The 25,757-nt window shown below is 37.2% G+C and carries 28 protein-coding genes, 1 pseudogene and 1 other annotated feature; of the genes and pseudogenes, 3 read left to right on the top strand and 26 right to left on the bottom strand.

Annotated elements, in window-relative coordinates:
• Positions 1-8: 8 nt before the first annotated feature.
• The 10 genes from H9655_RS01620 to H9655_RS01575 all read right to left on the bottom strand — a co-directional run bounded on the left by H9655_RS01620 (position 9) and on the right by H9655_RS01575 (position 7,829).
• Positions 9-191 (bottom strand): DUF2905 domain-containing protein, encoded by a 183-nt coding sequence (locus tag H9655_RS01620; protein ID WP_191811326.1) that lies wholly within the window; start codon positions 189-191, stop codon positions 9-11.
• Complete coding sequence (ruvB, locus tag H9655_RS01615; protein ID WP_191810264.1) at positions 188-1,204, bottom strand: Holliday junction branch migration DNA helicase RuvB; 1,017 nt, start codon at positions 1,202-1,204, stop codon at positions 188-190. Before ruvB ends, H9655_RS01620 begins: the two co-directional genes overlap by 4 nt.
• 34 nt (positions 1,205-1,238) lie before the next feature.
• Positions 1,239-1,838: a Holliday junction branch migration protein RuvA gene (ruvA, locus tag H9655_RS01610; RefSeq protein WP_191810261.1), complete on the bottom strand. Its 600-nt coding sequence runs from the start codon at positions 1,836-1,838 to the stop codon at positions 1,239-1,241.
• A gap of 183 nt (positions 1,839-2,021) precedes the next feature.
• Entirely contained in the window at positions 2,022-2,399 is a 378-nt protein-coding gene (gene mnhG / locus H9655_RS01605; RefSeq protein ID WP_404826063.1) for a monovalent cation/H(+) antiporter subunit G, read from the bottom strand.
• Entirely contained in the window at positions 2,377-2,661 is a 285-nt protein-coding gene (locus H9655_RS01600) for a Na(+)/H(+) antiporter subunit F1 (protein ID WP_191810259.1), read from the bottom strand. The genes mnhG and H9655_RS01600 overlap by 23 nt, the downstream gene beginning before the upstream one ends.
• Positions 2,658-3,137, bottom strand: coding sequence for a Na+/H+ antiporter subunit E (locus H9655_RS01595; protein ID WP_191810257.1), 480 nt, complete (start codon positions 3,135-3,137; stop codon positions 2,658-2,660). The genes H9655_RS01600 and H9655_RS01595 overlap by 4 nt, the downstream gene beginning before the upstream one ends.
• Positions 3,138-3,169: 32 nt before the next feature.
• Positions 3,170-4,657 carry a Na+/H+ antiporter subunit D gene (locus H9655_RS01590; protein WP_191810254.1) on the bottom strand — a complete coding sequence of 496 codons (1,488 nt, stop codon included), beginning with the start codon at positions 4,655-4,657 and terminating at the stop codon, positions 3,170-3,172.
• On the bottom strand, positions 4,650-4,988 hold the full coding sequence (locus tag H9655_RS01585; protein ID WP_191810252.1) for a Na(+)/H(+) antiporter subunit C: 339 nt from the start codon (positions 4,986-4,988) through the stop codon (positions 4,650-4,652). The genes H9655_RS01590 and H9655_RS01585 overlap by 8 nt, the downstream gene beginning before the upstream one ends.
• Before the next feature lies 1 nt (position 4,989).
• A complete protein-coding gene (locus H9655_RS01580) occupies positions 4,990-5,415 on the bottom strand; it encodes a Na(+)/H(+) antiporter subunit B (RefSeq protein ID WP_191810250.1) in 426 nt (141 codons plus the stop codon).
• On the bottom strand, positions 5,415-7,829 hold the full coding sequence (locus tag H9655_RS01575) for a Na+/H+ antiporter subunit A (RefSeq protein WP_191810248.1): 2,415 nt from the start codon (positions 7,827-7,829) through the stop codon (positions 5,415-5,417). Before H9655_RS01575 ends, H9655_RS01580 begins: the two co-directional genes overlap by 1 nt.
• Positions 7,830-8,117: 288 nt before the next feature.
• Between H9655_RS01575 and H9655_RS01570 the strand changes: the two genes are divergently transcribed.
• A complete protein-coding gene (locus H9655_RS01570) occupies positions 8,118-8,807 on the top strand; it encodes a universal stress protein (RefSeq protein ID WP_191810246.1) in 690 nt (229 codons plus the stop codon).
• Positions 8,808-8,852: 45 nt separating this feature from the next.
• On the opposite strand, the gene H9655_RS01565 is transcribed toward H9655_RS01570, so the two are convergent.
• The 8 genes and pseudogenes from H9655_RS01565 to nadB form a co-directional block, all read right to left on the bottom strand.
• Entirely contained in the window at positions 8,853-9,416 is a 564-nt protein-coding gene (locus H9655_RS01565; protein WP_191810244.1) for a tyrosine-type recombinase/integrase, read from the bottom strand.
• A 200-nt stretch (positions 9,417-9,616) separates the two neighbouring features.
• Complete coding sequence (locus tag H9655_RS01560; RefSeq protein ID WP_191810242.1) at positions 9,617-10,138, bottom strand: intercompartmental signaling factor BofC; 522 nt, start codon at positions 10,136-10,138, stop codon at positions 9,617-9,619.
• A gap of 171 nt (positions 10,139-10,309) precedes the next feature.
• The gene (locus H9655_RS01555) at positions 10,310-10,939 is read right to left on the bottom strand and encodes a YhcN/YlaJ family sporulation lipoprotein (protein ID WP_191810240.1); all 630 of its coding nucleotides are present in this window, start codon (positions 10,937-10,939) and stop codon (positions 10,310-10,312) included.
• A gap of 84 nt (positions 10,940-11,023) precedes the next feature.
• Positions 11,024-12,013 (bottom strand): phosphotransferase, encoded by a 990-nt coding sequence (locus H9655_RS01550; protein ID WP_191810237.1) that lies wholly within the window; start codon positions 12,011-12,013, stop codon positions 11,024-11,026.
• 1,333 nt (positions 12,014-13,346) lie between these two features.
• A pseudogene (gene safA / locus H9655_RS22965) lies at positions 13,347-13,490 on the bottom strand (SafA/ExsA family spore coat assembly protein); the annotation flags it as partial.
• Positions 13,491-13,830: 340 nt separating this feature from the next.
• Positions 13,831-14,934 carry a quinolinate synthase NadA gene (nadA, locus tag H9655_RS01540; protein WP_191810232.1) on the bottom strand — a complete coding sequence of 368 codons (1,104 nt, stop codon included), beginning with the start codon at positions 14,932-14,934 and terminating at the stop codon, positions 13,831-13,833.
• Entirely contained in the window at positions 14,921-15,784 is an 864-nt protein-coding gene (gene nadC, locus H9655_RS01535) for a carboxylating nicotinate-nucleotide diphosphorylase (RefSeq protein WP_191810230.1), read from the bottom strand. The genes nadA and nadC overlap by 14 nt, the downstream gene beginning before the upstream one ends.
• Complete coding sequence (gene nadB, locus H9655_RS01530; protein ID WP_191810229.1) at positions 15,738-17,306, bottom strand: L-aspartate oxidase; 1,569 nt, start codon at positions 17,304-17,306, stop codon at positions 15,738-15,740. The genes nadC and nadB overlap by 47 nt, the downstream gene beginning before the upstream one ends.
• 216 nt (positions 17,307-17,522) lie before the next feature.
• On the opposite strand from nadB, the gene H9655_RS01525 reads away from it, so the two are divergent.
• Together H9655_RS01525 and H9655_RS01520 are read left to right on the top strand one after the other, a co-directional pair.
• Entirely contained in the window at positions 17,523-18,647 is a 1,125-nt protein-coding gene (locus tag H9655_RS01525; protein WP_191810227.1) for an IscS subfamily cysteine desulfurase, read from the top strand.
• Positions 18,648-18,711: 64 nt separating this feature from the next.
• Entirely contained in the window at positions 18,712-19,257 is a 546-nt protein-coding gene (locus tag H9655_RS01520) for a transcription repressor NadR (RefSeq protein ID WP_191810224.1), read from the top strand.
• A gap of 61 nt (positions 19,258-19,318) precedes the next feature.
• Here the strand turns inward: H9655_RS01520 and pheA are convergent, their stop codons facing one another.
• The 8 genes from pheA to H9655_RS01480 all read right to left on the bottom strand — a co-directional run bounded on the left by pheA (position 19,319) and on the right by H9655_RS01480 (position 25,741).
• Positions 19,319-20,188 carry a prephenate dehydratase gene (gene pheA / locus H9655_RS01515; RefSeq protein WP_191810222.1) on the bottom strand — a complete coding sequence of 290 codons (870 nt, stop codon included), beginning with the start codon at positions 20,186-20,188 and terminating at the stop codon, positions 19,319-19,321.
• 317 nt (positions 20,189-20,505) lie between these two features.
• Positions 20,506-20,961, bottom strand: a complete 456-nt coding sequence (locus tag H9655_RS01510) for an ACT domain-containing protein (RefSeq protein WP_095372413.1) — start codon at positions 20,959-20,961, stop codon at positions 20,506-20,508.
• A gap of 25 nt (positions 20,962-20,986) precedes the next feature.
• Positions 20,987-22,276 (bottom strand): GTPase ObgE, encoded by a 1,290-nt coding sequence (obgE, locus tag H9655_RS01505; RefSeq protein WP_191810220.1) that lies wholly within the window; start codon positions 22,274-22,276, stop codon positions 20,987-20,989.
• Positions 22,277-22,386: 110 nt separating this feature from the next.
• Positions 22,387-22,929, bottom strand: a complete 543-nt coding sequence (locus H9655_RS01500; protein ID WP_191810218.1) for a Spo0B C-terminal domain-containing protein — start codon at positions 22,927-22,929, stop codon at positions 22,387-22,389.
• 265 nt (positions 22,930-23,194) lie between these two features.
• A complete protein-coding gene (gene rpmA, locus H9655_RS01495; RefSeq protein ID WP_191810216.1) occupies positions 23,195-23,488 on the bottom strand; it encodes a 50S ribosomal protein L27 in 294 nt (97 codons plus the stop codon).
• Between the two features lie 12 nt (positions 23,489-23,500).
• On the bottom strand, positions 23,501-23,830 hold the full coding sequence (locus H9655_RS01490; protein ID WP_191810214.1) for a ribosomal-processing cysteine protease Prp: 330 nt from the start codon (positions 23,828-23,830) through the stop codon (positions 23,501-23,503).
• A 12-nt stretch (positions 23,831-23,842) separates the two neighbouring features.
• Positions 23,843-24,151: a 50S ribosomal protein L21 gene (rplU, locus tag H9655_RS01485; protein WP_095372409.1), complete on the bottom strand. Its 309-nt coding sequence runs from the start codon at positions 24,149-24,151 to the stop codon at positions 23,843-23,845.
• A gap of 13 nt (positions 24,152-24,164) precedes the next feature.
• Positions 24,165-24,243: a sequence feature (ribosomal protein L21 leader region), on the bottom strand.
• A 55-nt stretch (positions 24,244-24,298) separates the two neighbouring features.
• Positions 24,299-25,741, bottom strand: a complete 1,443-nt coding sequence (locus H9655_RS01480; RefSeq protein WP_191810212.1) for an Rne/Rng family ribonuclease — start codon at positions 25,739-25,741, stop codon at positions 24,299-24,301.
• Between the last annotated feature and the right edge of the window lie 16 nt (positions 25,742-25,757).

Below are 25,757 nucleotides of genomic sequence, written 5' to 3'. Positions count from 1 at the left end.
TGAATAATTTAACGTGATTTCCCAACAAAATAGACAATTAAGGAAAGGATCACACTAATAATAATTGACGTTACAATTGGGAAATAAACGGTTGTATTCCCTTTTCTAAATACGATATCTCCAGGGAGCTTCCCTAAATTGAAAAAATGCATAAGAAAGCCAATAACAAATAGAACACCACCAATAATCATGAACCATTTTGGCAATTGGATGGCACCTCCATTTGAAAGTGTTCATAAACAAGCTGTGTCACAACCCGGCCCCTTGGTGTCCTTTGTAAGAAACCAATTTGTAATAAATAGGGCTCGTACACATCTTCTATCGTATGTGCTTCTTCTCCAATGGTTGCAGCAATCGTCTCTAATCCTACTGGGCCACCGCGAAAGCGCTCAATCATGCCCCTCAGTAACTTATGATCAATATGATCTAATCCTAATCGATCGACCTGTAACATCTCTAATGCCTCATTTGCAAACTGTTGGTTTACTGCACCATCCCCTCGTACTTGAGCATAATCCCTAACTCTACGAAGCAAACGGTTCGCAATACGAGGCGTTCCTCTTGAGCGACGAGCAATCTCATCTGCAGCCTCTCTGTCTATTTCTGTATCGAGTATAGCTGCCGTTCGTACAACGATTTCCTTCAGTTGCCCCTCATTATAATATTCCAGCCTACTCATAACCCCAAACCTATCCCTTAAAGGTGCAGATAATGAGCCAGCTCTCGTTGTAGCACCAACTAAAGTAAAAGGAGGAAGATCCAGCCTGACGGAGCGAGCACTTGGGCCTTTTCCGATCACGATATCTAGACAAAAATCCTCCATTGCCGGGTATAATACTTCTTCTATTGCCCTAGGCAAACGATGAATCTCATCTATAAATAATACATCACCAGGCTCAAGTGAAGTCAAGACAGCCGCTAAATCACCAGGCCGTTCAATGGCTGGCCCTGCTGTTGTCCGAATATTAACGCCCATCTCATTACTAATAATAGATGCTAAAGTCGTTTTTCCAAGGCCTGGTGGTCCGTAAAGAAGAACATGATCCAATGTTTCATTCCGCATTTTCGCTGCTTTGATGAATATGCGCAAATTCTCCTTCACCTGATCTTGGCCGATATACTGTGCTAAGGTTTGTGGACGTAAGCTATATTCAAATGAGGTATCTTGATGATCCGCTTCTCCTGATATAATACGCTCATCCATTTGTTAACCATCCTTCCATGCCTTGCCTTCTTTCTTACTTAAGCAGCTTTTGCAAGGCCAATTTAATATACTGATCGGTAGTTAATGTTTCAGCACTTAAATCTTTCGTTATTTTCTTTAATTCTTTATCAGAATAGCCGAGCGCCTTTAACGCCAGAAGAGCTTCATCTAATTCATGGTTTCGATCACTCTTTATTTGTTTCTCTTCTGTAAATAAGTTCGGTAACAAGTCTGGCACAATATCCACTAATTTTCCTTTTAAATCAAGAATCATCTGCCTAGCCGTTTTTTTGCCTACACCAGGGAATTTCACAAGAAACGCCTCATCTTCATGCTCAATCGCATGGACAACCGCTTCTGGCTGACCTGTAGCAAGAACGGCAAGTGCACCTTTAGGACCAATACCAGTAACATTGAGCAATTTCATAAACAAAGCTTTTTCCTGTCGTGATGTAAAACCATATAGCGACTCAATATCTTCTCTGACATGATGATATGTATAAATTTTTACTTCTTGATCGGTCGTATACCTAAATGGATTGGGTGTAATCACTTGGTAACCAATTCCATTATTATCTACTACAATGTATTCTGGCCCGATGAAGTCAACACGACCAATAATATATTCAAACAAAATTCATTCTCTCCCTCTCTTACATACCTCCCACCATTATACTACAAAATTGTCTTGAAGAAAAAAGGATATCTATTTACTCGACAACTATCAATATTTTTGCCTGTTCACTCATGAAAATAGTGAAATGACCAATGCAAATGAACTGCAGCTTTAAAAGATAATTATAAAAGAAAAAACCAGTCATTCAGACTGGTCTGCTTCCCGATCTTTCCCTACCAATACTTTCTTTAACTCATCTTGAACAGTGACATCAGCCATCGGAACTTTTGAGCGATAAGCGGAGCGTGAGATAAGATGCGCTGATACAGGTGCGGTTAAAAAAACAAAGAATATGACTAATATTAACCGAATACTAAAAACACCTTCATGAATAAGAAAAAAGATTAAAGTACCTATAAGCGTAAATAATACACCAATCGTCGAACTCTTTGACGCTGCATGGGATCTTGTATATACATCTGGTAATCGTAAAATCCCAATCGCACTAAGAAAACTAAACAATGTCCCAATTATAATGAGTATTCCTGCTCCTAACTCACTCGTTACGGTCAGATTCAATGACTTTCCCCCTCTCTAGGAAACGTGCAAAGGCTATCGTACCAATAAACGATAAAATCCCTAGTAATAACATGACTGAAAAGAACGCACTTGTCCGCATGAATATAGAAATAATCGCAATCGCCGCAATAATATTTACTCCTATATTATCAAGCGCCTGCACGCGATCCGGAATAGACGGACCTTTAATAAGACGATATACAGCTGCTAAAATAGATAGGACAAGGAAACATAATGCAACTATTAATAAACTCTCAATCATCTTCCTGTCACCCTCTTAATCGACTTTTCGAATCGAACCTTTGACTTCAATAGCGATTCACTCGAAGTTGGGATGTCTAGTCCATGAACATAGAAGGTCTTGTTGTCATTTGAAACCTCAACTACAACCGAACCTGGTGTTAAGCAAAGTAGAAAAGAAAGTAATGCCAATTCGATCTCACCTTCTAATTCTGTTTCAATTGTAAAAATGCCAGGACTAATATCCAACTTTGGTTTAATAACCTGTTTAACAACCTCCATACTAGATGTAAATAATTCATGAATAAACACTAGTAACAGGCTAAGAATGTTCACAAAAGTAATGATATAAAAGTTATCATCAAAAAACCTTCTTATTAAAAAGAGAATAAATATCCCTACTAAATAACCACTAAAAAAAGATAAAAAACTCCATTCATCCTGTAAAAACATCCATAATGCAGCGATGAATAAATTGACGAGAACTTGCATGGCCATACTAACTCACCATCCTTTCAAATAGAATGATATTAATCGCTATATCCTAATAAAACAGCCTCAATATAAGATGACGGATTCATTAAAGATTCTACAGCAATATTCACATAATCATATAACCCTTCAGCCCCTATCCCAAGGCCGATAGTTAGAACAACGAGTGCTACTATCGGAAACATGACGCCCTTTGTACTACTCTTTTCCATGTCTTCTGATAGAATTGTCTCTCCCCAAAAACTATTCATAAATATCTTCATTACCGAAAAGAGTACCATTAAACTCGTTATTAACCCGATTGCACCAAGCCAATAATAGCCAACCTCAAAGGTGCCTTCAGTTATATACACTTTTCCAATAAAGCCGCTCAATGGAGGGATACCCGATATGGAAAGTGCAACGACAAAGAACATCCATCCAAGATAAGGATGTGTTTTTATAAGACCACTTATATCATTCAATTTACTTGTACCTACAAGGGCAATGATCACACCACCAATAAGAAAGATGACCGCTTTTATCACCATATCATGAATTAAATAGTATATGGATCCCGTCAAACCTTCACTTGTATAAGTCGCTAGCCCTGCTAGGATAAAACCAACACCAACGATGACGTTGTACGTTAAGATTTTCTTAATATCATTAAAGGCAATCGCTCCAATGGCGCCAAACAACATGGAGATAGCTGCCATAATACCAATAATCAAATGAGTCACTTCTGGTTGATGATGAAAAATCAACGTAAAGAATCTAAAGATAGCATAAATACCAACCTTCGTTAATAATGCTGCAAAAATTGCTGCTACTGCTGTCGGCGGTGCACTATATGACCCTGGTAACCAGAAGAATAAAAATAAAGCAGCCTTTAAACTAAAGACAAATAAAAACATCATCGCTACAGCGGTAATAATGCCGCTTTGACCTACTTCACTTACACGCTCAGCTAAATGAGCCATATTAATTGTCCCCGTCACTGAATACAAATACGCTACAGCTACTAAGAAGAGAAAAGAAGCAAGAAGATTAATCAAAACATATTTAATGGATTCTCTTAATTGCTTCTTCTCTCCTCCTAAGGTAATAAGGGCATAGGAAGAGATTAACATTACTTCAAAACAAACGAATAAATTAAAAACATCTCCCGTGAGAAAAGAGCCATTCACGCCGGTAATTAAGAAGAGAAACAATGGATAGAAGTAATGCCTTTCTCTATCCTCACCTATAGAGCCAAAAGCAAAAATAAGACAAAATAACCCTACAATACTTGTTGTTAATAATAGCAATCCAGAAAACATGTCAGCTACCATACTGACACCAAATGGCGCTTCCCAGCCACCTAATTGTAATGTTTGAATCCCATCATATTTCACCTGATACATTAAAACGCCAGAAATAACTCCAGTGGCAATAAGGGTTAGTACACTAAAAATTTTATGAAATAATATACGTTGTCTAAATATCACCATCACTAAACCAATAATAAGAGGTACAATGATCGGCATTATAACTAAGTTATTCATTCTCATCACCTCTCATTTCTGCTGTGTTATCGGTTCCTAGTTCTTGATAGGCTCGGTAACTCAACACAAGGAACAAGGCGGTCGTTGCAAAATTGATAACAATAGCAGTCAAAATAAGAGCTTGAGGAAGTGCATCCGTAAAGGTTGTTGTACCTATTCCTAGCAATGGTGGTCCACCACTCTTCAAACCACCCATCGTAAGGATAAGTAGATGGACCCCATGACTGATAATCGACGTTCCTAAAATAATTCTTATCAAGCTCTTCGTTAAAATTAAATACGTACCGATTGTAAACAAAACTCCAACTAGAATCGACATTATCGTTTCCATATTATCGATCCTCACTAATCGTCATAATAATTACCATCGCTGTTCCAATAACAGCTAAAGCTACACCTATATCAAAGAGCACAGCTGTCGCCAATTCCGTTTTCCCGAATATTGGTAAATCGAAATAATCAAAAGCTTGGAATAGGAAAGGCTGATCAAATAAGATTCCTCCCACTCCTGTTAATACTGCTATAAGCACACCAACAGCTGTTAAAACTTTAAAGTCGAACGGAAAGTTCGCTCTAATTGAATTAATATCATATGTTAAAAACAAGAGCGTGAGAGCTGCTGCGAAAGCAAGCCCTCCAATAAATCCGCCTCCTGGATTGTGATGTCCGGCAAAAAACAAGTAAACAGCAAAGGTAAGAATAATGACTACTGCAACATTCGTTACAGCCCTTAAAATAATATCATTAGGCTTTTTCATTATTTCTCCCTCCTTGATAATCGTAATTTAATCATTGTGTATACGCTCAGTGCAGCTATACATAACACAAAAATCTCTAACATCGTATCAATACCTCTGAAATCGACTAATATCGCATTAACGATGTTTTTCGCACCTGCTAATTCATATGAATCCTCATAATAACTAGCAATTGGTTCAAAGATTTGGGTACCATTTGCCGATAACGCGAATACTGTTACCACCGCTCCGACTGCGATTGATATAATTAAATTCAAAGGCTTGAATGGAACCCCTTTCTTTTGCTTCTTTGTTTGCTCTTTAAATTTTGGTAAATGGAAAAAGCAAAGTAAGAATAATGCTGTTGTAACCGTTTCAACAACAAGTTGAGTTAACGCCAAGTCCGGTGCTCTGAAGATAACAAAGAACAGCGAGACCAAATAGCCTAAAACTCCGAGAGAGATGATTGCGGTCAATCTCGATTTTGCTAACAAAACAGTAAATGCCGCTACTAACATAGATAAAATAATCGCCATTTCAAAAATATTAACTGGTGCATCGTTCGTTAAATCAATTGTTATTGAATTCGAAACAATTAATGTTCCACCAATTAATAGAACAAAGAATGTGAATATATAAGCAAGATAATCACGCGTATAACCCGTCATGTATTTATTCGTTATACTTGCAGCAATACGTTGCGACGATTCTAATCCATTATTATAGAGTGCATTGATCGTTAAGTTTTGCGGGTACAGTCGATACACTTTTGTCCACTTCTTTAACGTAAGATACATGATTGTCCCTATAACAACAACGCCGATTGTCATATATAACTCAGCAGAGAAACCATGCCAAGCCGATATATGGATTTCAAGTACATTCTCTTCCATTAAAGATGGTAGAATAGCTGCTACTGCTGGGACTAACAGTAAATCTGCAATCACATTTGGGAAGAAGAAAATGACAATGACCAATGAAGCAAGAATGATAGGGGCAATTAGCATACCTATTGGAGCTTCATGCGCCTTTTTCTCCAAACGCTCTGGTTTATATTTCCCTCTAAATGTCTTAAAGACAAGAATCATACTGTATATAAAGGTAAATATACTCGCAACCCAAGCGATAATTGGAAACAGTACACCTAATGTTTCCATATTAAATGCATCCATTTCCATTACTTTAACTACAGATGCAAAAAACATTTCCTTACTTAAAAAACCATTAAACGGTGGTAGACCTGCCATGGCAAATGAACCAATTAAGGCAACTGTAAATGTGATAGGCATTACAGTCATTAAACCACCCAGACGTCTAATATCACGCGTACCGGTTTCATGGTCAACGATACCCACTACCATAAATAAGGCACCTTTAAATGTAGAGTGATTAATCATATGGAAGATAGCTGCTGTAATCGCTGCTGCATACATAGCAGCTTCATTTCCGTAACCGAAATAAAGGGCGGCTGATCCAATTCCAAGCAAGCTCATTATCATTCCCAATTGGCTGATAGTGGAATATGCCAGTAAACCTTTTAAATCAATTTGTTTCACAGCGTTGAATGAACCGTACAATAACGTAATTAAACCAACTGTAGAGATTATCCAAAACCATTCCGCTGTACCACCAAATATAGGGGTTAATCTTGCCACTAAATAAATCCCTGCTTTTACCATTGTTGCTGAATGCAAATAAGCACTAATTGGTGTAGGCGCCTCCATTGCATCAGGTAACCAAATACTAAAAGGAAACTGTGCTGACTTTGTAAAAGCACCTAGTAAGATTAATATCATCGCTGGCAAGAATAAATCATGCGCAATGATTGTTTCACTCATAGCAAACATTTCTCTAATGCTATACGTGTCCGTTATCATCGATAGCATAATAAAACCAGATAACATCGCTAAGCCACCAAAAATCGTAATCAACATCGATTTTTGAGCGCCATACCTGGATTTTTCTCTTTCATACCAATAAGCAATTAATAAGAAAGATGAAATACTCGTTAATTCCCAGAAAACGTATAGAACAAGTATGTTATCTGAGAATACAAGTCCTAGCATCGCTCCCATAAAGAGTAGTAAATACACATAAAAATTGTGAAGCGCTTCTTTTTCTTTTGATAAATAATATATCGAATATAAGATAACGAGTGCACCAATACCCGTGATAAGTAAGCCAAAGATTAAACTTAACCCATCTACATACATATCTAAATTAATACCAAATGAGGGAATCCATGGGATCGTTTCGTATATTGTTGCGCCTGAGGCAATCTTAGGAATTAATTGCAGCAAATAAACGAATATAATAATAGGGATAAGAATTACAAACCAACCTGTATGCAATCTTTTATTGAAATATTTATAAAACAATGGGACAAAAATCGCAAAAACAAATGGAATTAAAATCATGATGTGCAATATCGTCAACCGTAGTCCCTCCTCCTGAAATGACTGTGAATGTTAATGACAAAAACTTTTTCAAAAAATGGGGTGACAAACTTATTTTGTCTTATGTTAATTTATCCATTACATTAATGTTTTAATTAGGGGAAAATAATGTTTCTAACTATCTTGCCACATTTCAAAAATGGCAGAATTCATGAAATTTCATTTTTTAATTGACTGTTTCATTCGCATAGGATATAGTCATACATAGTTTATTGATATTAAATGTAAATTTTTATGAATTTCACATCTATTTCGAGGTGACAAAACATGAAAAAAATTAAAGGACGTATGGACGAAAGCATATTAGTTTGCGTCTACTATGGACCAAATGGTGAAAGACTTATTCAGCGTGGATGCAAAATTGCAAACATGATGGATTGCCCTCTATATATTTTAACGATTGACCCTAAGCCTTTTGATGATATGGATGCAGAGAAGTCTCATTATATTACAAAATGGCAGCAATTAGCTGAAATGCACAGTGCTGATGCTTTCATTTTAAAAGATAATGAAAGAAGGCCTGTTTCCAAAGTTATTGCTGATGTCGCTCGCGAAAAAAATATAACACAAATCATTCTTGGGCAAACGGCACAAAGCCGCTGGGAGCAAATTGCAAAAGGGTCTATTATTAACTCTCTATTAAGAGAAGTACCTTTTGTCGACCTGCATATTATTTCAGTATCACGATCATTAAAAGATGAAGAAGGTCATTTTGAAAAAGGTGTTCGTGCTTACCTGATTAAGGATGGGGACCATTATCGACTTACTTTCAAATATTCAAATGATGTAGAATATGAAGGTATATTCTTTAAAGATCTCGGTACCGATTTTAATAATGGTGTGTTTAAGTTTATGAAAGATAAAAAAACACTACAGGTTCAATGTACAGAAGATGTCATAAAAGATTTCAAAAATGTTGATATGGCTCCTGAATTTGACGAGGACGATGAAAAATAATCCGTTCTCTCCTCTTAACGCCTCCAATTATATGGAGGTGTTTTTTTATAAATTGACATCTACTTTGATTAGCTGTTTTTCGCATTTATCAACACCAATATACCTTAATGTTTCAGCAGGAGTATGGTGATTGTATATATTCATTAGAATGGAAATGGCAATTCCCTTCCGATAGGCATGGTAACCAAAAGTTTTTCTTAAAGTATGCGTACCAATTTTCCCTTGTACACCAACCTTTTTTGCTGCTTGGTTAATGATACGGTAAGCTTGTTGCCTCGTAATAGGTTGTTCGTTCTTTTTAGATTTAAATAAATAATCGTTGTCATTTAATTTAAATAACTTCATATAAGAACCTAGTTCTTTCAAAATGCTGTTATTTAAATAAAATGCACGAGATTCACCATTCTTTTCGTCCTTAATATATAAAAATTCTTTTAAGCCTTCTTCCTCCCATAAATCTTTAACCTTTAAAAATAATAAATCACTCACTCTTATCCCTGTATTAATCCCTAAGACAAACAGGAGTACATCCCTTTGTGAATGCAATCTTAATTCTGCTTTAATTTTGTTAATGTCTTCTATATCCTTAATCGGATCCACAAACTCCACAGGATTTCCTCCTAGAAATTTTAATGTAACTTAATTGTATGTTATCAAAAATTAAGTTACATTACAACTTGTAAGTATACGGATTAGCCTATTTATTTATATTTTTAAAATTGCTATCATTCTTTATTTTCCTTACTTTAAAGCAGAATAAACTTTTACTACTTCAAAATAGCGACCCTTTAAAAGGTCGCTACAGTCATTTATAAAGAATAGCCGCTAAAAGATTTTAAAACTTCCATATAATCATTTTTTGACTTAATTGGAATCCCTTGTTTCAATTGTTCACATTTTTTACTTTCAAGCTTTCCTAAATCAATAGAAAAGAACGATTGTATAATTTGCGCCTTTCTTGGTTTGCCATTAAAAATGGTGAGCACACCATCTTCAGAAATGCCAAAATATCCATTTGCTTTTAATAATGGCGAAATATCATTTACTTGTTGCCGAAAAACCATTTCCCCTTTTTTCATATCCATTAATTGCCACTCATCGTATTTTGCCCATAAATCTTCAAAAGACCATATCGTTTCACGCACTCGCTCCTGACTAATTTCTCCATCAATATATTCTCTTTCTAATATAATATCTATTTGTTCTGGTTCAATCTCTGTGTTTGTTAGGGATTCTTTTCCATTACTTACAGCTTGGACGCTATTATTATGAATACTAAAGGGAAAAGTGATGAGTAAGATAATTAAGGTTGTAGCACTTAATTTCTTCATTATTGCCCCTCCTTCACCAAGTATATCCAACTCTTCATACTGATATTTTCTCCACTTTTTTCTTCCTTATACGCATAGGCTCCATTGAGCATTTCATAGGACTTGTATCAAACAAAAAAAATACACGAACAAATTTATTTTACAAATTTGTTCGTGCGTCATTGATATTGATTACTTTGAATAAAAGACTTCATCAATATTCTCATTTATTTTTTCCATAGGGAGACCGGCTTTTATATCATTATCAATGATGGAAAGGCGATAGAATTGACTTTCGTTCGTTATAATTCTCACCTTTCTCTCGCCAACAAAGGATTTTACCTTTGAAAAAACATCTTGTTCAACTTGTTTTACATCCGCATCTTTATTTAGTCTTAAAGCAATTACAATCTTCCCGTCATGCTCTGCTGCTTTCGCTTCTTTTACTTGCTCTACTTGTTCTGCATGACGGATTACTTTTCCGACTAATTCTCCTTCATAGGATTGATAATAGTTAGACCTAGGTTCATGATTATACTCAATATGGCCATTATAATTGACATCTGTTTTGCTGAATTTCCCATCTCTTGTTGTACCCGTTTCATCTCCTAGAGAATGATCCATCCACTCAGTTACTGCACCATCATCATCATTTAATAGCTTTATTTTTGATTTTTGATTATGCTGTTCATTCGTATAATAACCAATCGGTACTGTCCGGTTCTCATGTGTCGTATCACTTGCATGATTATTCGTACCACAGGCAGCTAAACTCATCGACATTACAACAGCAAAAGGGACAAATAAAATCTTCCTTTGCATGCACATACCCCCCACAGGTAATATTAGAGATTTTTCATCTCTTTACTATTTTGCAAAAATCAGGGGAGGTCATACAAATTAGATTTATCCATCTATTCTTTTTTTCAGCTCTTCCACAAATAATTTCCTTTTCTGAAATTGCTCGATGGTTAAAGATAGTAATGGTCGCATTTTCTCTGGAAAAATATAGTTTCTCTCTCGAATACACCTATTCCATTCTCGAAAGACATCAGTTGGAAAAGAGAGAGCATACAGATATTGTTTACTAGTAGTAAGCTCCTTTAATTGAGGAAACTTCTCCAATTCATTTAGTTCCCAATCAAGCGTGGGTAGAATTCTGTTAGCATACTGTAAATAATCCGATTCCTTTTGGCCAATGGATATCAAGTCAAAATCAATTAAAAATAATTGGTTACGATCATCGCGAATCATATTATGATGCGCCACATCACCGTGAAGTACTACTTGATTCGTTTCTAAAGAATCTTCATTTTCCCTCATACCTGTTAAAGACCATTCTGCCCATGCTAAGTATTCTGCCATCATCTCTTTTGGCAAGAAATACTTTACAATACTTTTATTTTTTTTGAATTGCACTGTCCGAATTCTCCATTTTTCTCGCTGATGGTATGGAGGCAGTAATGTGACATAACGATCCTTTAACTTTTTTGAGATATGATGAAATTTCTCAATGAGATCTAACCCTTCTTTACGATCGATTTCTTTTTGATAAGTAAAAGGCTCTTCAGAAGGGGAAATATAAAATAAGCACCCAAAATAAATTCCTTCAAAAAATAACGGTGGATCTTTTGCTAAAGGAAGAAAGGAATAAGTACGAACAAATCCCTCTTTTATTAATGAAGAGGTAAATGTTTCTTGAAGCTTAAACTTATGAAATGAACGAAATCCTTTTAATATAAATGGTTCGTGATCTGTCTCCACTTTAAAAACATTTTGCCTAATTTGTTTGATTTCCCATATGGTCCATGGTATTTGTTTTTGTAAATAGGAGAGGAGACGATTATGTTCATCGTCTCCTTTTATATTATCCTTCGAAGTCGCTGCTTTCTTCATAGCCTCTTGGCATACCAAACGGTTGGGCACCACCCATTGGTGCATAACCAGTTGGGAAACCATGGTGCGGCATCGGACCATAAGGATAGCCAAAACCTTGATTCATCGGTGCTTGATATTGCGGGCCTCCACATCCACAATCTTGCGTACCTGCTACAGTTGGAGGCAATGGCATTTGACTTTGGCTTGGGCTTAACGGTAATTGTTCCCCTGACTCACTCACACCTTGCACCTGCGGATAAAACGGCATTCCACCATGATGCATCATATGATGTGGTGGGCATGGTGGTGGACATGGTGGCGGGCATGGATAGCAAGGTTGCTGCATGGCCGGCATCATGTAAGCCGGTTGTAACGGTAATTGCTGATCATAAGCACCACCCACTTGTGGTGGCAGTTGTGCTTGCTGATCGTAAGCACCACCCACTTGTGGCGGAAGTTGCGCTTGTTGATCATAGGCACCTCCTACTTGTGGTGGCAGTTGCGCTTGTTGATCATAAGCACCTCCTACTTGTGGTGGCAGTTGTGCTTGTTGATCATAAGCACCTCCTACTTGTGGTGGCAGTTGTGCTTGCTGATTGTACATACCTCCTACTTGTGGCGACAGCTGTGCTTGTTGTTGATTTTGATATGGTGCCAAATAGGCAGAACTTTCTTCATGATAATTCGGACTCTCTACACCCGCTACCATACCTTGTTGCTGATAAGGGTTGTAAGCTCCTTGATTTTGGGGATAATAAGGCTGTTGCATTCCAGGCTGGAACATATTTGGGTTATAAGGATACATAAGTTGATCATAACCTCCTTGGATTTGCTCCTTTCCTTTAGGAGAAGGAGCTTTGGCTGACTCAGTCGACTTAGGTAAGATATTGATTGGTTTTTTTGGTAATTGCGGCATAGGTTTCAATGGTTTCTGTTCTTCTACTGGCTTTAATGGCTTTTGCTCCTGTACAGGCTTTAATGGCTTTTGCTCTTGCACTGGTTTTAACGGTTTCTGCTCTTGAACAGGCTTTAATGGCTTTTGCTCTTGAACAGGTTTTAGTGGCTTTTGTTCTTGCACAGGCTTTAACGGTTTTTGCTCCTGAACAGGTTTTAATGGTTTTTGTTTTTCAAAATTCATCATATAGTAGTTGTTTATATCGATATCCGGCAGGATTTGTTTAGGCATTTTAGGTTTATACGGTTTTTTTACTTCTTTTTTTACTGCCTCTTTTTTCACTTCTTCTTTCTTTACCTGTTCTTTTGGCATCTCTTTTGGCATTTCTTTTTTAGAGCCTACGTTAATCTTTGTTCCTGATAATGGTGCTTCTTTCTTAACCATTCCTCCCGTGCCTGGTACTTTAATTTTCATACCTGGCATGATCATATCAGGGTTACTTAACTGAGTATTCATCTTTTTAAGCTCTTCAAAATTCACGCCGTACTTCTTCGCAATCTTCCATAGGGTATCACCCTTTTGAACAATATGGATCTTCACGCTGGTTCCCTCCTATACAAAACAAACTTTCATTGATGAGAGCTTTATACCATCAATGATTATAACGAATCGGGATAAAAAGTAGCTGCCTAACACCAATAAATAGGTGCGGGCTCATACCTACTTTTCGACGAGTCCATATATTCTATGAAGGAATGGGCAAATTGCTAATAATCTTCAAAAAAACTTATGCAGAAATCATAAAAATTATGATAAACATTATATGAATGCACCTAAAAAGGAATATTTTAATGAAAATTTCACCGATCCTAAAAATGGTTTACCATCTTATTTTTTTCCAGAAAAAAACTACCTAATGAAAGGTAGCCGTATTTCCAATCTATTTTAATACCAACATACGTGCTAAAGCTTTTTTTGCATCTGCTGCGATTTGATCATCAACCTTGATTTGATTGATAGGTTCGCCCTTCTCTAACATTTCTAAATTCCACGCTAAATGCATTAAATCAATCCGATTCATTGTCATACATGGACACATATGTGGATTTAATGAAACGATTTGTTTATCTGGATGTGATTGAATGAGACGGTTTACTAAGTTCATCTCTGTACCAATCGCCCACTGAGACCCTGGCTCACTCTTTTCGATTGCCTGAATAATCGCATTCGTTGAACCATCCATATCGGAACGTTCAACAACTTCTCTTCTACATTCTGGATGAACAATGATTTTCATTTCAGGATAGTTTTTTCTTATATCTTCAATGTTCCTTACTGTAAAATTCTCATGCACCGAGCAATGGCCTTTCCACAAAATTACTTTGACTTGCTCATATTCTCCATCAAATGCTAATCTATGTTGAATCGGATCCCAGACTGCCATTTCATTTAAAGAAATCCCTAACTTATAAGCTGTATTTCTGCCAAGATGCTGATCCGGCAAAAACAAAATTCGCTCCTTTTGTTGGAGCGCCCACTTCACCACTTCTTCTGCATTAGAAGAAGTAACAGTTGCCCCACCATGTTCACCAACAAATGACTTAATGGCAGCGGTTGAATTTACATAAGTAAGTGGTAAAATTGTTTCCCCAAATCGTTCAGTTAATAGTTCCCATCCTCTTTCCGTTTGATGGATATTAGCCATATCAGCCATGGAACAGCCCGCTCTCATATCTGGTAAATAGACTTTTTGATTTTTTGTTGTTAAGATATCGGCTGTTTCAGCCATAAAATGTACACCGCAAAACACGATAAACTCCGCCTGTGTATTCTCCGCACATAATTGTGCTAATTTTAATGAATCACCTGTGCTATCAGCAAATTGTATCACTTCATCTTTTTGATAATGATGACCTGGAATATATAGCTTTTCTCCAAATCCAATCTTTACTCGCCTCACTATATTTTCTAACTGCTCGTTAGTTAACGAACGATACTTATCTGGTATAATCGTCTGTTTTTCAACTGTGTCAAATAGATTCATGCTGTTTCTCCTCCTCTTTCACAGACATCTTCACACTAATATCGAGTGCGGTAACTGAATGTGTTAAAGTACCAAGCGAGATGTAATCCACGCCTGTTTGCCCATATGCATGAAGTTCTTCTAATTGAATACCTCCTGATGCCTCTGTTACAACACCTTTCGGCACATAAGCAATCCAATCTTTTATTTCATCAGGTGTACGATTATCAAACATAATGACATCTGCACCCGCAGCAATCGCTTCATTTAATTGCGCTAAACTTTCGATTTCGACTTCTATCTTAACCATATGTCCAACTTGTGACTTCACTCTTTCTACTGCTTTCTTTATCGAGCCTGCAAAGCTTATGTGATTATCTTTAATCATGACCGCATCATATAATCCGTAGCGATGATTATAACCACGGCCTGTTCGAACTGCATATTTCTCAAGCATCCTTAATCCAGGTGTCGTTTTTCTCGTATCGACAATGCGAGTATGTGTACTATTTAATAAATCCACCGCTTTTTTTGTTTTCGTAGCAATGCCGCTCATTCGTTGCACTAAATTTAAAATTACACGTTCTCCTTTTAAAAGTGCTGAGATTGGACCATACACTTTTAGCAATACCTCCCCTTGATTAAAACACTCACCTTCCTTTTTAAAGAATTTAAAATGGCATTCATTCGATAATAAGAGAAAGCCTGTAGTTACAACCTCTCTACCGCAAAACACACCTGTATCTTTCGCTAGAAAAGTAATTGTGCCTTTTTCATGTTCTCCAAAGATCAATTCTGTTGTTAAATCTCTTTCTCCAATGTCTTCAATGAAGTAATGCTCTAATTGCTTGCGAAGTTTCACTATATTCATCATGTTCACCTTTCTTTTCATGCTTAATTTCTTTTTTCAACCATTCTTCCACTTCAATAGGAAAGTCTTCACGAAAATGTCCCCCTCTACTTTCAGTCCGTATGAGGGCAGATTTAGTCATGCATCTTGATATTTCCATCATAAAAACGATTTCAATTTCCTCTTGTGATAAATGATCTAATGATTGCGGGAGATGATAATGATTGAGATAACGTAACTGCTTTTGTAAGTTGGTCTTATTCCTTACTATGCCGACATATTCCATCATCCGTGTTTGAATATCTTCTTTTGCTGGTAATCTTTCTTGGATATTCTCTTTTTTCATTTCAAACCGAAAATTGCTTCTTTCAACGGAGATGTTCTTACTCATATTAATTTGCTGAGCCACTTTTTTACCAAAATACAAACCTTCTAAAAGAGAGTTACTAGCTAAACGATTTGCTCCATGCACACCCGTCCTTGCCACTTCCCCAATTGCATAAAGATGAGCAATACATGTCTCACCAGCATCATTCGTCTTGACCCCACCCATCAGAAAGTGGGCACCAGGCGATACAGGTATTAATTGATCCTCGAGATGAATACCATTGGCTTCACATAATTTACTAATGGTCGGAAATCTAGTAGAAAATTGTGCCACCTGCTGAATATTTACATACACTTTCTTACCTTGCTTCATTGTTTTATAAATTGTTTGAGCAACAATATGCCTTGGTGCTAAATCCTCAAGTGGGTGAATCCCCTTCATTATTGGATATCCTTGCTCATCAACTAAAACGCCACCTTCCCCACGAACAGCTTCAGAAATAAGACCTTTCGCTTCACCATCCACGAATAATAAAGTCGGATGAAATTGAATAAATTCAAGATCCGTTAATATAGCTCCAGCTCGATGCGCAAGAGCTAAACCATCACCAGTAACAACAGAACTATTAGACGTATATTGAAACAACTGACCGCACCCACCAGTTGCTAAAACAACATGTTTGGCGAAAATGATATGGTTTTGGTCTTCTTTTTTTATTTTTACGCCGTAGCAAATTTTACTTTTAACGAGGAGCTCATAAACAAATGCATCAGTTATTACTTCCACATGTTTAGGTAATTGATTAATCATAAAATCAATAAGATGCTTCCCCGTTGCATCGCCACCACTATGCACAATTCTTTTTTTACTATGGGCTCCTTCTAACCCTAGTGATAATTGCCCGTTTGTATTCTCATCAAATGGGAAACCTTGTGCATTTAACTCATGAATTAAATCAGGCGCTTCCTTTGTTAAAGATGCCACAACCTGTTCCTCATTGTGATAGCACCCAGCATCCAATGTATCTTGCAAATGGAGTGCCCAATCATCCTCTTTACTGAGCGAAGCAGCAATTCCTCCTTGTGCTAAATAAGAATTACTCCTTCTCACATCTGACTTTGTGATAATTATCACATGCAAATCACTACGTAATTTTTGTGCTAATTGAAGAGCAGCCAAACCACTCCCAATAATAACCACATCTAAACTCTTCATTATGATCCTCCTGACAGTAAACTATTCAGGTTAAATTAACATATGTCTTGACACCTATATTTACACAGATTTAAACTGATGACAAGAGTTTTATCAATTATTTATTTCCCTTCTTGTAATAATTAAGTAAAAACCTTTACTAGAAATAAATATAGAGGATGATGGATCAGCCATAATCCATCTCCTTCTATCAGAAACGAAGGACTGAGGCCATTTATGATTTACTTAGACTATGCCGCCACTTGCCCCTTATCAAAAGAAGCGGCGGATGCATATGTAAGAACTGCCACTGAATTCTATGGAAACACAGCAAGTTTTCATGATATAGGGAGTCGAGCACATGATTTACTGGAACAATGCCGTTTGACGCTAGCTTCATTTCTACATGTTCCGAGTGATGGCATTTATTTTACGAGTGGAGGGACAGAAAGTAACCTTATTTGTATCCAATCGCTTTTAACATTAAAGAATACAAAAGGACATATTATTACAACTCTAGCAGAGCATTCTTCCATTTCTAATTTTTTGGCCATTCTAGAAAGCAATGGTTATGAAGTCACTTATTTACCATTTGATCATAACGGTCAAATTGATTGTAAACAATTCGCAGCTGCTATTAGGCAAGATACCATTCTTGCTATTATCCAACATGCCAATAGCGAACTTGGTTCAATACAACCAATCGAGGAAATCAGTAGATTATGTAAAATTCATCAAATCTTGCTTCATTGTGATTGTGTCCATTCCTTTGCGAAAGTCGATCTCACTTATGTAAGCCAGGCCGTTGATAGCCTTGCTATATCTGCCCATAAATTTTACGGACCAAAAGGAACAGGTTTTGCTTATATTCATCCAGGACATCCTATTAGTGGCTTACTACCTAATACTTCACATGAAAAAGGATTGAGGCCAGGTACAGTCAATCTACCAGCTATCGTTGCTATGACAATAGCTGCAGATGAAAGCATAAAAACATGGAAACAAACAAGAGCGCATGCACAAATCCTTCGCCAAGCTTTTATCACTCATTGTGACCATTTTGACTCTATTATTTATGAGGCACCGAAAGATAGACAAATCCCATCTACTATAGGGATGCGCATACCTGGAATTGAAGGACAGTATGTGATGTTAGAAGCGAACCGAAAAGGATATTGCATTGCGACTGGTAGTGCTTGTGCAGCAAACGCGCAAATACCATCCAAGGCCATGTCTGCCATCAGGGTTAGTGGCAAAGAAGCGAAAGAATTTTTCAGAATATCCACTGGAACAGAAACCTCGAAAGAACAATTAATCGCACTTGCCGAATTTCTAGCTACACTAAAGGAAAACATGGGATAACTTTATTTATTCTGGTTTCTTATGGTAAAATTATTGATTATCGTTATAGTAGAGGGGATTAAGAATGAGCGGACAAAAAAAGGTGCTTGGAGAAGACAGAAGGATGAGACTACTACAATTATTGAAGGAAAGAGAAGAGCCTATTACAGGTAGTGAACTAGCCGCTAAGTATCATGTAAGCAGACAAGTAATAGTCGGTGATATTACCTTGTTAAAAGCAAGAAACGAACCGATTATTGCCACAAGCCAAGGATATTTAAGGTTAAATCATACCTCACCACATCCGGTGGCGACAAGAACAATAGCTAGTAACCATTCACCTGAACAAACAGAAGAAGAGCTAAATTTGCTTGTTGATCATGGCGTCACAGTAAAAGATGTCACAATCGAACATCCAGTATATGGTGATTTAACAGCTTCCATTATGGTTTCTGACCGCAAAGAAGTGAAACAGTTTATGAAGAAAATACATTCTACTCAATCTAGTTATTTATCAGAATTAACAGGTGGCATTCATCTACACACGATTACGAGCAGCAGTGAAGCAAAGCTGGACGAAGCAGAAGAAGCATTGAAAAAATCAGGATTTCTTATTGAAATAGATTCATAATATTAGGAAATGGTACTTTATAAAAAAGAAAGTAGCGCATACCGCACTACTTTCTTTTTTCTCATTTATGAGTCAATTCTTCTATTTTCCCGAGTTGATAGGAAGGATAACTGCCTAAAATATGCACTTTGCAGCCTAATGCCTCTAATTCCGCCTTGACGCCCGGAATAAGGACATCATCTATTTTCTGGTCGATATCAATAATAAAGAAATAATTCCCTAATCCTGTTTTCATTGGCCTTGACTCGATTTTTGATAAATTTAAATTTCTCCATGAAAAGGCAGATAGCACTTGGTGAAGTGCTCCAGCACGATCATCAGGTAACGAGACCATAACAGTTGTCTTATATCCTTTTGACTTTTGCGCTGTCTTCAGGTGACAATCTTGCTTTGCCACTACAATAAACCGTGTATGATTATGTGAAAAATCATGAATATCTTGGTGAGCAATGGTTAAATGATATTCTTCTGCTGCTAACGCATTGGCTATAGCAGCAACCTTTTCATCAGGATGTTCACTTACATATTTTGCAGCTGCAGCCGTTGATGTCATATTAACAAGTTCCACATCTTTTAAAGTCGAATGTAGGAAACGATGGCATTGTGCAATCGCATGAGAATGGCTATATACTGTTTGAATATCTTCTAGTTTTTGACTAGGGTGAATGAGTAAATGTTGTCTAATAGGGATTGTCATTTCACCCACAATTGGGTAAAGTGCCTCATGAACTAAATAATCTAAAGTAATATTAACTGATCCTTCTAAAGCATTTTCAATTGGTACAACTGCTAAATCAATTTCATCATTCGCTAAAGAGTCTAAACAAGCAGGAATGGTCGCTTGTGGAATTGCTTTATCTTCTGGAAATAACCCGCGAACGGCTATATCAGTAAAAGTAGCAACTGGTCCTAAGAAGCCTATTTTTTTCATTGTGTACACCTTCCATCAGTAGCTTCATTCTATGTAGCCACAACAAATTTGAATTATGAAAATACTCATTATACTATACTTTAACACTTTAGCTTATGGATGTAAAAGAGGTTTTTTATCTTTTTATAAGATATCTTCCCTTTTATAATCGAGATCGTTTATTTGGCATGTCGATGATTGAGCACCTACGCTTTGACTTACCTAAGGTTCATACATGTATGTTTGTCACTTCACCTATTTTCATCTTACTAAGCTGTTCGTTATTCATTTAGGTAGTAATCCTTTTTTTAGAAAGAATAAGACGCATGAGTTTTAACTCATGCGCCTGAACTTAATACTTCTACTTTATCTACGAATTCTAGTTTCCTTAAATCGGATAATAAATGATCGATTCCTACTGCCATATCAGCAACATTTAGTGATAGGGTGACATTGGCCCGACCTAAAATCGGTATGGTTTGGTGGATGGTTAATACATTACAACCTGATCCAGCCACAATACTTAATAACTGTGACAATGTGCCCGAGCGATCCTCCAAATGGAAAAACAATGTAATAATTCTTTCTTTCACGATTGTATGAAAAGGAAAAACAGTATCGCGATATTTATAAAATGCGCTACGACTCAAATCTACTTTATGGACAGCGTCCCAGACAGACTCTGCTTTTCCTCTTTCAATCATTTCTTTTGCATCCAAAGTCTTTTTCATAGCCTCAGGCAATACATCTTCTCGGACAAGGAAGAATTTTTTATCTAATTTATCCTGTTTCATCTTTCACCTCATTGATATTTTAAGGTTAGTCAATAAATTCAAATTCATAATCTAATAACTTGACGATATCTCCGTCTTTTGCACCTTTTTCGCGTAATGCTTCATCTACACCCATTCCTCTTAACTGACGGGCGAAACGTCTAACCGATTCGTCTCTACTAAAATCAGTCATCTTAAACAATTTCTCAACTGCATCACCAGACACGATAAAGTCACCAGCTGAATCCCTTGTAATCGTAAATTCAACTTGATCTGCTTCATGTTTATAAAGTACACGGTGAACACCTGTATCCTCTTCTTCATGCTCAAGTGGGAATTCTGGTGTTTCTTCTACTTTATCTGCAATCGCAAATAGTAGCTCACGTAAACCAGACCTTGTAACAGCAGAAATCGGAAAAATTGGATACTCTTCTTCAAGCTGCTCCTTGAATGCCGCTAAGTTTTCTTCTGCATCAGGCATGTCCATCTTGTTCGCTACAATAATTTGTGGGCGTTCTGTTAGACGCAAATTATATTCCTGTAATTCATTATTGATTGTCACATAATCTTCGTACGGGTCTCTGCCTTCCATTCCTGACATATCAATCACATGTACAATTACGCGTGTACGCTCAATATGTCTTAAAAATTGATGGCCAAGACCCACTCCTGAATGAGCACCTTCAATTAACCCAGGTAAATCAGCCATGACAAAACTACGATTATCTTCTGTTTCTACCATACCCAGATTAGGAACGATTGTCGTAAAATGATACGCTCCAATTTTCGGCCTAGCTGCAGAAACGACAGAAAGTAAAGTCGACTTACCAACACTCGGGAATCCAACTAGCCCCACATCTGCAAGCAATTTCAATTCAAGCATAACTTCTCTCTCTTGACCTGGCTCTCCATGTTCTGATAATTCCGGTGCAGGGTTGGCAGGAGTTGCGAAACGGGAATTGCCACGTCCTCCACGGCCACCTTTTGCAATGATTGCCTGTTGGCCATGCTCCGTTAAATCCGCAATTACTTCACCAGTATCAGCATCAGTAACCACAGTTCCCGGCGGTACTTTTATAATCATGTCCTTCGAGTTTCTACCATGTTGATTTTTAGACATTCCGTGCTCGCCACGTTCTGCTTTGAAATGTTTTTTATATCTAAAATCCATTAGTGTTCTTAAGCCTTCTTCAACAATAAAGACAACATTCGCGCCTTTACCACCGTCTCCTCCAGCAGGACCGCCTTTAGGAACATATTTTTCACGACGAAAGGCTACCATTCCGTTCCCACCGTCGCCACCTTTTACATACACCTTGACCTGATCGACAAACATAAGATCTACTTCCTCCTATTCAAAAGATGCACATGAATATGAACACCCTTGACTCTCGCTGTTTATATTATCTTTTACTGACTAGCTTTTTACTATTAAATAAATCCACTTTACTTCTCTTCAAAAAGAACAAAGAAATCAAATGATATTTCATCTTCTATTAAGCGCCGCACTGTAAGCCCCATACTTGTTGATTGCTCTAGTAAAAATAAGCGAATCTGCTGCATATAAATAATTGTTCCACTAAAATCAAAAAAGAAACGGACACCCTGCTTTTCTGGATTAATTGATATAGATAAATGATTATCAGCAAATGGCTGTACAGCATCATTTAAGCAAGAGAAAAAAGACCTTGTCCAATCAGTTAAACTTTTATCATCCAGTTGATCACATTTGAATACTTCATAAACGTCATACTCTAATTGAAATTTTGGATTTTGCCAATTGTACGTAAATAAAAGTGAAGCAAATTGAGGCATTTGTAGGTTTGATAACTTTGCCTCTTGTTGCGCCTCCACAACAATTTCATCAATAATTTCTTTTGCCCGTTCCACCTTATTTAAGCTTAAATTGCCTTTAATTAGTTGTATTTTATTTAACCAATCATGCCTTGCATGACGTAGCACTTCAACAATATCCCAATCTTTTTCCATAATTGACTCCTACATCTTCTTTTATGGTCCCTGCCATTACATTGATATGGTGTTAGTATAACAAAAAAAACCCATAGACGTATGTACCCTAGCAAAAAGAAAGGTAAGAATTTTTAAATCTGCCCCTATATTTAAGGTTCCCTCAATAGAATTGCATAAAAAGATGCGGACTTTTATCAAAAGAGGACAGTTTGAGGAGATATATGTGGGATGAATGACATGAAGAGAACTCTAACCATTAATGGTTAGAGTTCTCCACTCAATCTTATGCTTCTTGAGCTGCAGGGTATACGCTAACTTGCTTACGGTCACGTCCAAGACGCTCAAATTTTACAACTCCGTCCACTTTCGCGTAAAGAGTATCGTCTCCACCTTTACCCACGTTTACACCTGGGTAAATTTTCGTACCGCGTTGACGGTAAAGAATAGAACCACCAGTAACGAATTGACCATCTGCACGCTTAGCACCTAAGCGCTTAGAGATTGAGTCACGTCCGTTCTTTGTAGAACCTACTCCTTTTTTAGATGCGAACAACTGAAGATCTAATTTTAATAGCATGAAATCCACCTCCTACTGTTTGAAGGTTATTTTTATATTTTCCGGATAGTTCTCAACGATCGTTTGCAATGAGACAACCATTCCCTCAAGCAATAATTGGACTTTCTTTTCTATATCTTGAGCAAGATCGCTCGGAAGAATACAGGATAATAGTCCAGATTCCATTTGAATCTGCGGGGTAACTCCCGCTAACTGATGGATGCTATTAACGCATCCAACTGAAACAGCTGATACACCTGCACAGACAATGTCCTCTCCATTATTAGCAAACAGGGCATGACCACTTATTTCAAATGATTGTATGAGTCCAGAACGATTACGATGAATACTTACATCAATCATCAATCATCAACCTTATGCGTTGATTTTATCAATCACAACTTTAGTGTACGGTTGACGGTGACCTTGTTTCTTATGATAGTTTTTCTTTGCTTTGTATTTGAATACAGTGATTTTCTTCGCACGACCTTGTTTTTCAACTTTAGCCGTAACTGAAGCTCCATCAACAACTGGGCTTCCAACTTTCACACTGTCTCCACCTACGAAAAGAACCTTTTCAAAAGTAACTGTTTCGCCTGCTTCTGCGTTAAGCTTTTCGATGTAGATTGTTTGACCTTCTTCTACACGGATTTGCTTACCACCAGTTTCAATAATTGCGTACATAACTGCACCTCCTCTTAAGACTAAGACTCGCCATCCCAGGTGTCCTGCAAAGCAGAATCTTAATAACCTTTTCTGCGCGGTTGTAGCATGGGCGCTACAAACATAACATCAAAATGTTATCATACACATGCTGTACTGTCAATACGATTACACTTGCATTTCTTTCACAGAACCAAATCTTTTTATTTGATAGCTTGGCTTTGGACGATCAATGAATTCGAAAACAATGTGTTTCGCACAACTATCTTCTAATTGTTGCAGTTCCTCTTTAGTGTATATCGCAGCGACATCCCTTGTCACCTGAACAAGAACCGCTTCCTCATCACGGGTCCGATACGACCACAATTCTCTCTCTAAGCGAAAGGCAACTGTTTCTGCGCGCAATACCTTACCTGTCCCATGACAAACTGTACAATTGTCTTGTAATGCTTCCGAAAGTGACACCTTCGTTTTCTTTCTCGTCAATTGTAAAATACCAAGAGGTGTAAATCCGATTACTTTTATTTGTCTTTCATCGGCGGCTAGCGCCTCTTTCATAACAGATAAAATATGGATTCTATCCTGCTCTTTTTCCATACTAATAAAATCTATAAGGATCATTCCTGCTAGGTCCCTAATACGTATTTGTCTCGCTACTTCCTTTGCCGCTAATTCATTTGTTTGTAAGACCGTATCTTGCAATTGCTGTTTTCCAGAAAATTTCCCAGTATTCACATCAATAATGGCTAACGCTTCTGTTTCATCAAAAATCAAATATGCACCATTATCTAACCATACCATTCTTTTTAACGCTTTTTCGATTTCACGTTCAAGACCATAGGCAGAAAAGATAGCTTCTTGCTCCGTATGAAGGTGAAATGTGACATTGTCTTTAGGCTGTAACTCCTTTTTGACAGTAGCATCATCCACAATTACTTCCCCACTCTTCATTTTCTGTATGACTTGACGTAATTTATGTAGAAATTGATCTTCGGTTTGAACCACACCGGGTCGTTTTATCAAGAGAGAGGCGGAATAGAGCTGCTGATATTTTGCCCGCAATTGTGTTAATTCTTTTTCCAGTACAGCCATATCAACATCTTTCGCAGCGGTCCTAATCACTAGCCCTTCCTTGTCTTCTAACAACCTTGCACAGTTTTGCTTTAAATGTTCTCGAACACTATGGTCAGTAATTTTCTTAGATACAGCAAGATAGTTCCCATAAGGCAAATAGACCATATAATTGCCTTGCAATTCAATAACCCCAGTCAGCCTCGGTCCTTTCGTCCCCGTTTGATCCTTTTCTACCTGCACAAGTAACCTTTCCCCTTGATGGACAAAAGAAGAAAGGTTACGTTTTTCCTTCTTATCATCATTTTCAAGTGCATAACTTTGTAATTTATCCTTATGCAAAAAGCCACTCTTTTCTTCACCAATATTGACAAAGAGTGCATTTAACCCTGGCATTACCTTTTCAACTATGCCTAAATAGATATTCCCTACTCTTGTTTCGTGCTGTGAAGGTTCAATATACAATTCTTCGACTTCATCTTGATCGAGCAAGGCATATCTTTTTTCTCTATTGATTGTATTGATCACTAATCTTTTCAATTGTTCTTTCCTCGAT

Origin of the sequence: Cytobacillus stercorigallinarum, assembly GCF_014836495.1 — a bacterium.
In the GTDB taxonomy this organism is placed as follows: Bacteria; Bacillota; Bacilli; order Bacillales; family Cytobacillaceae; genus Cytobacillus; species Cytobacillus stercorigallinarum.
This window is presented reverse-complemented; position numbering and strand designations above follow the sequence as displayed.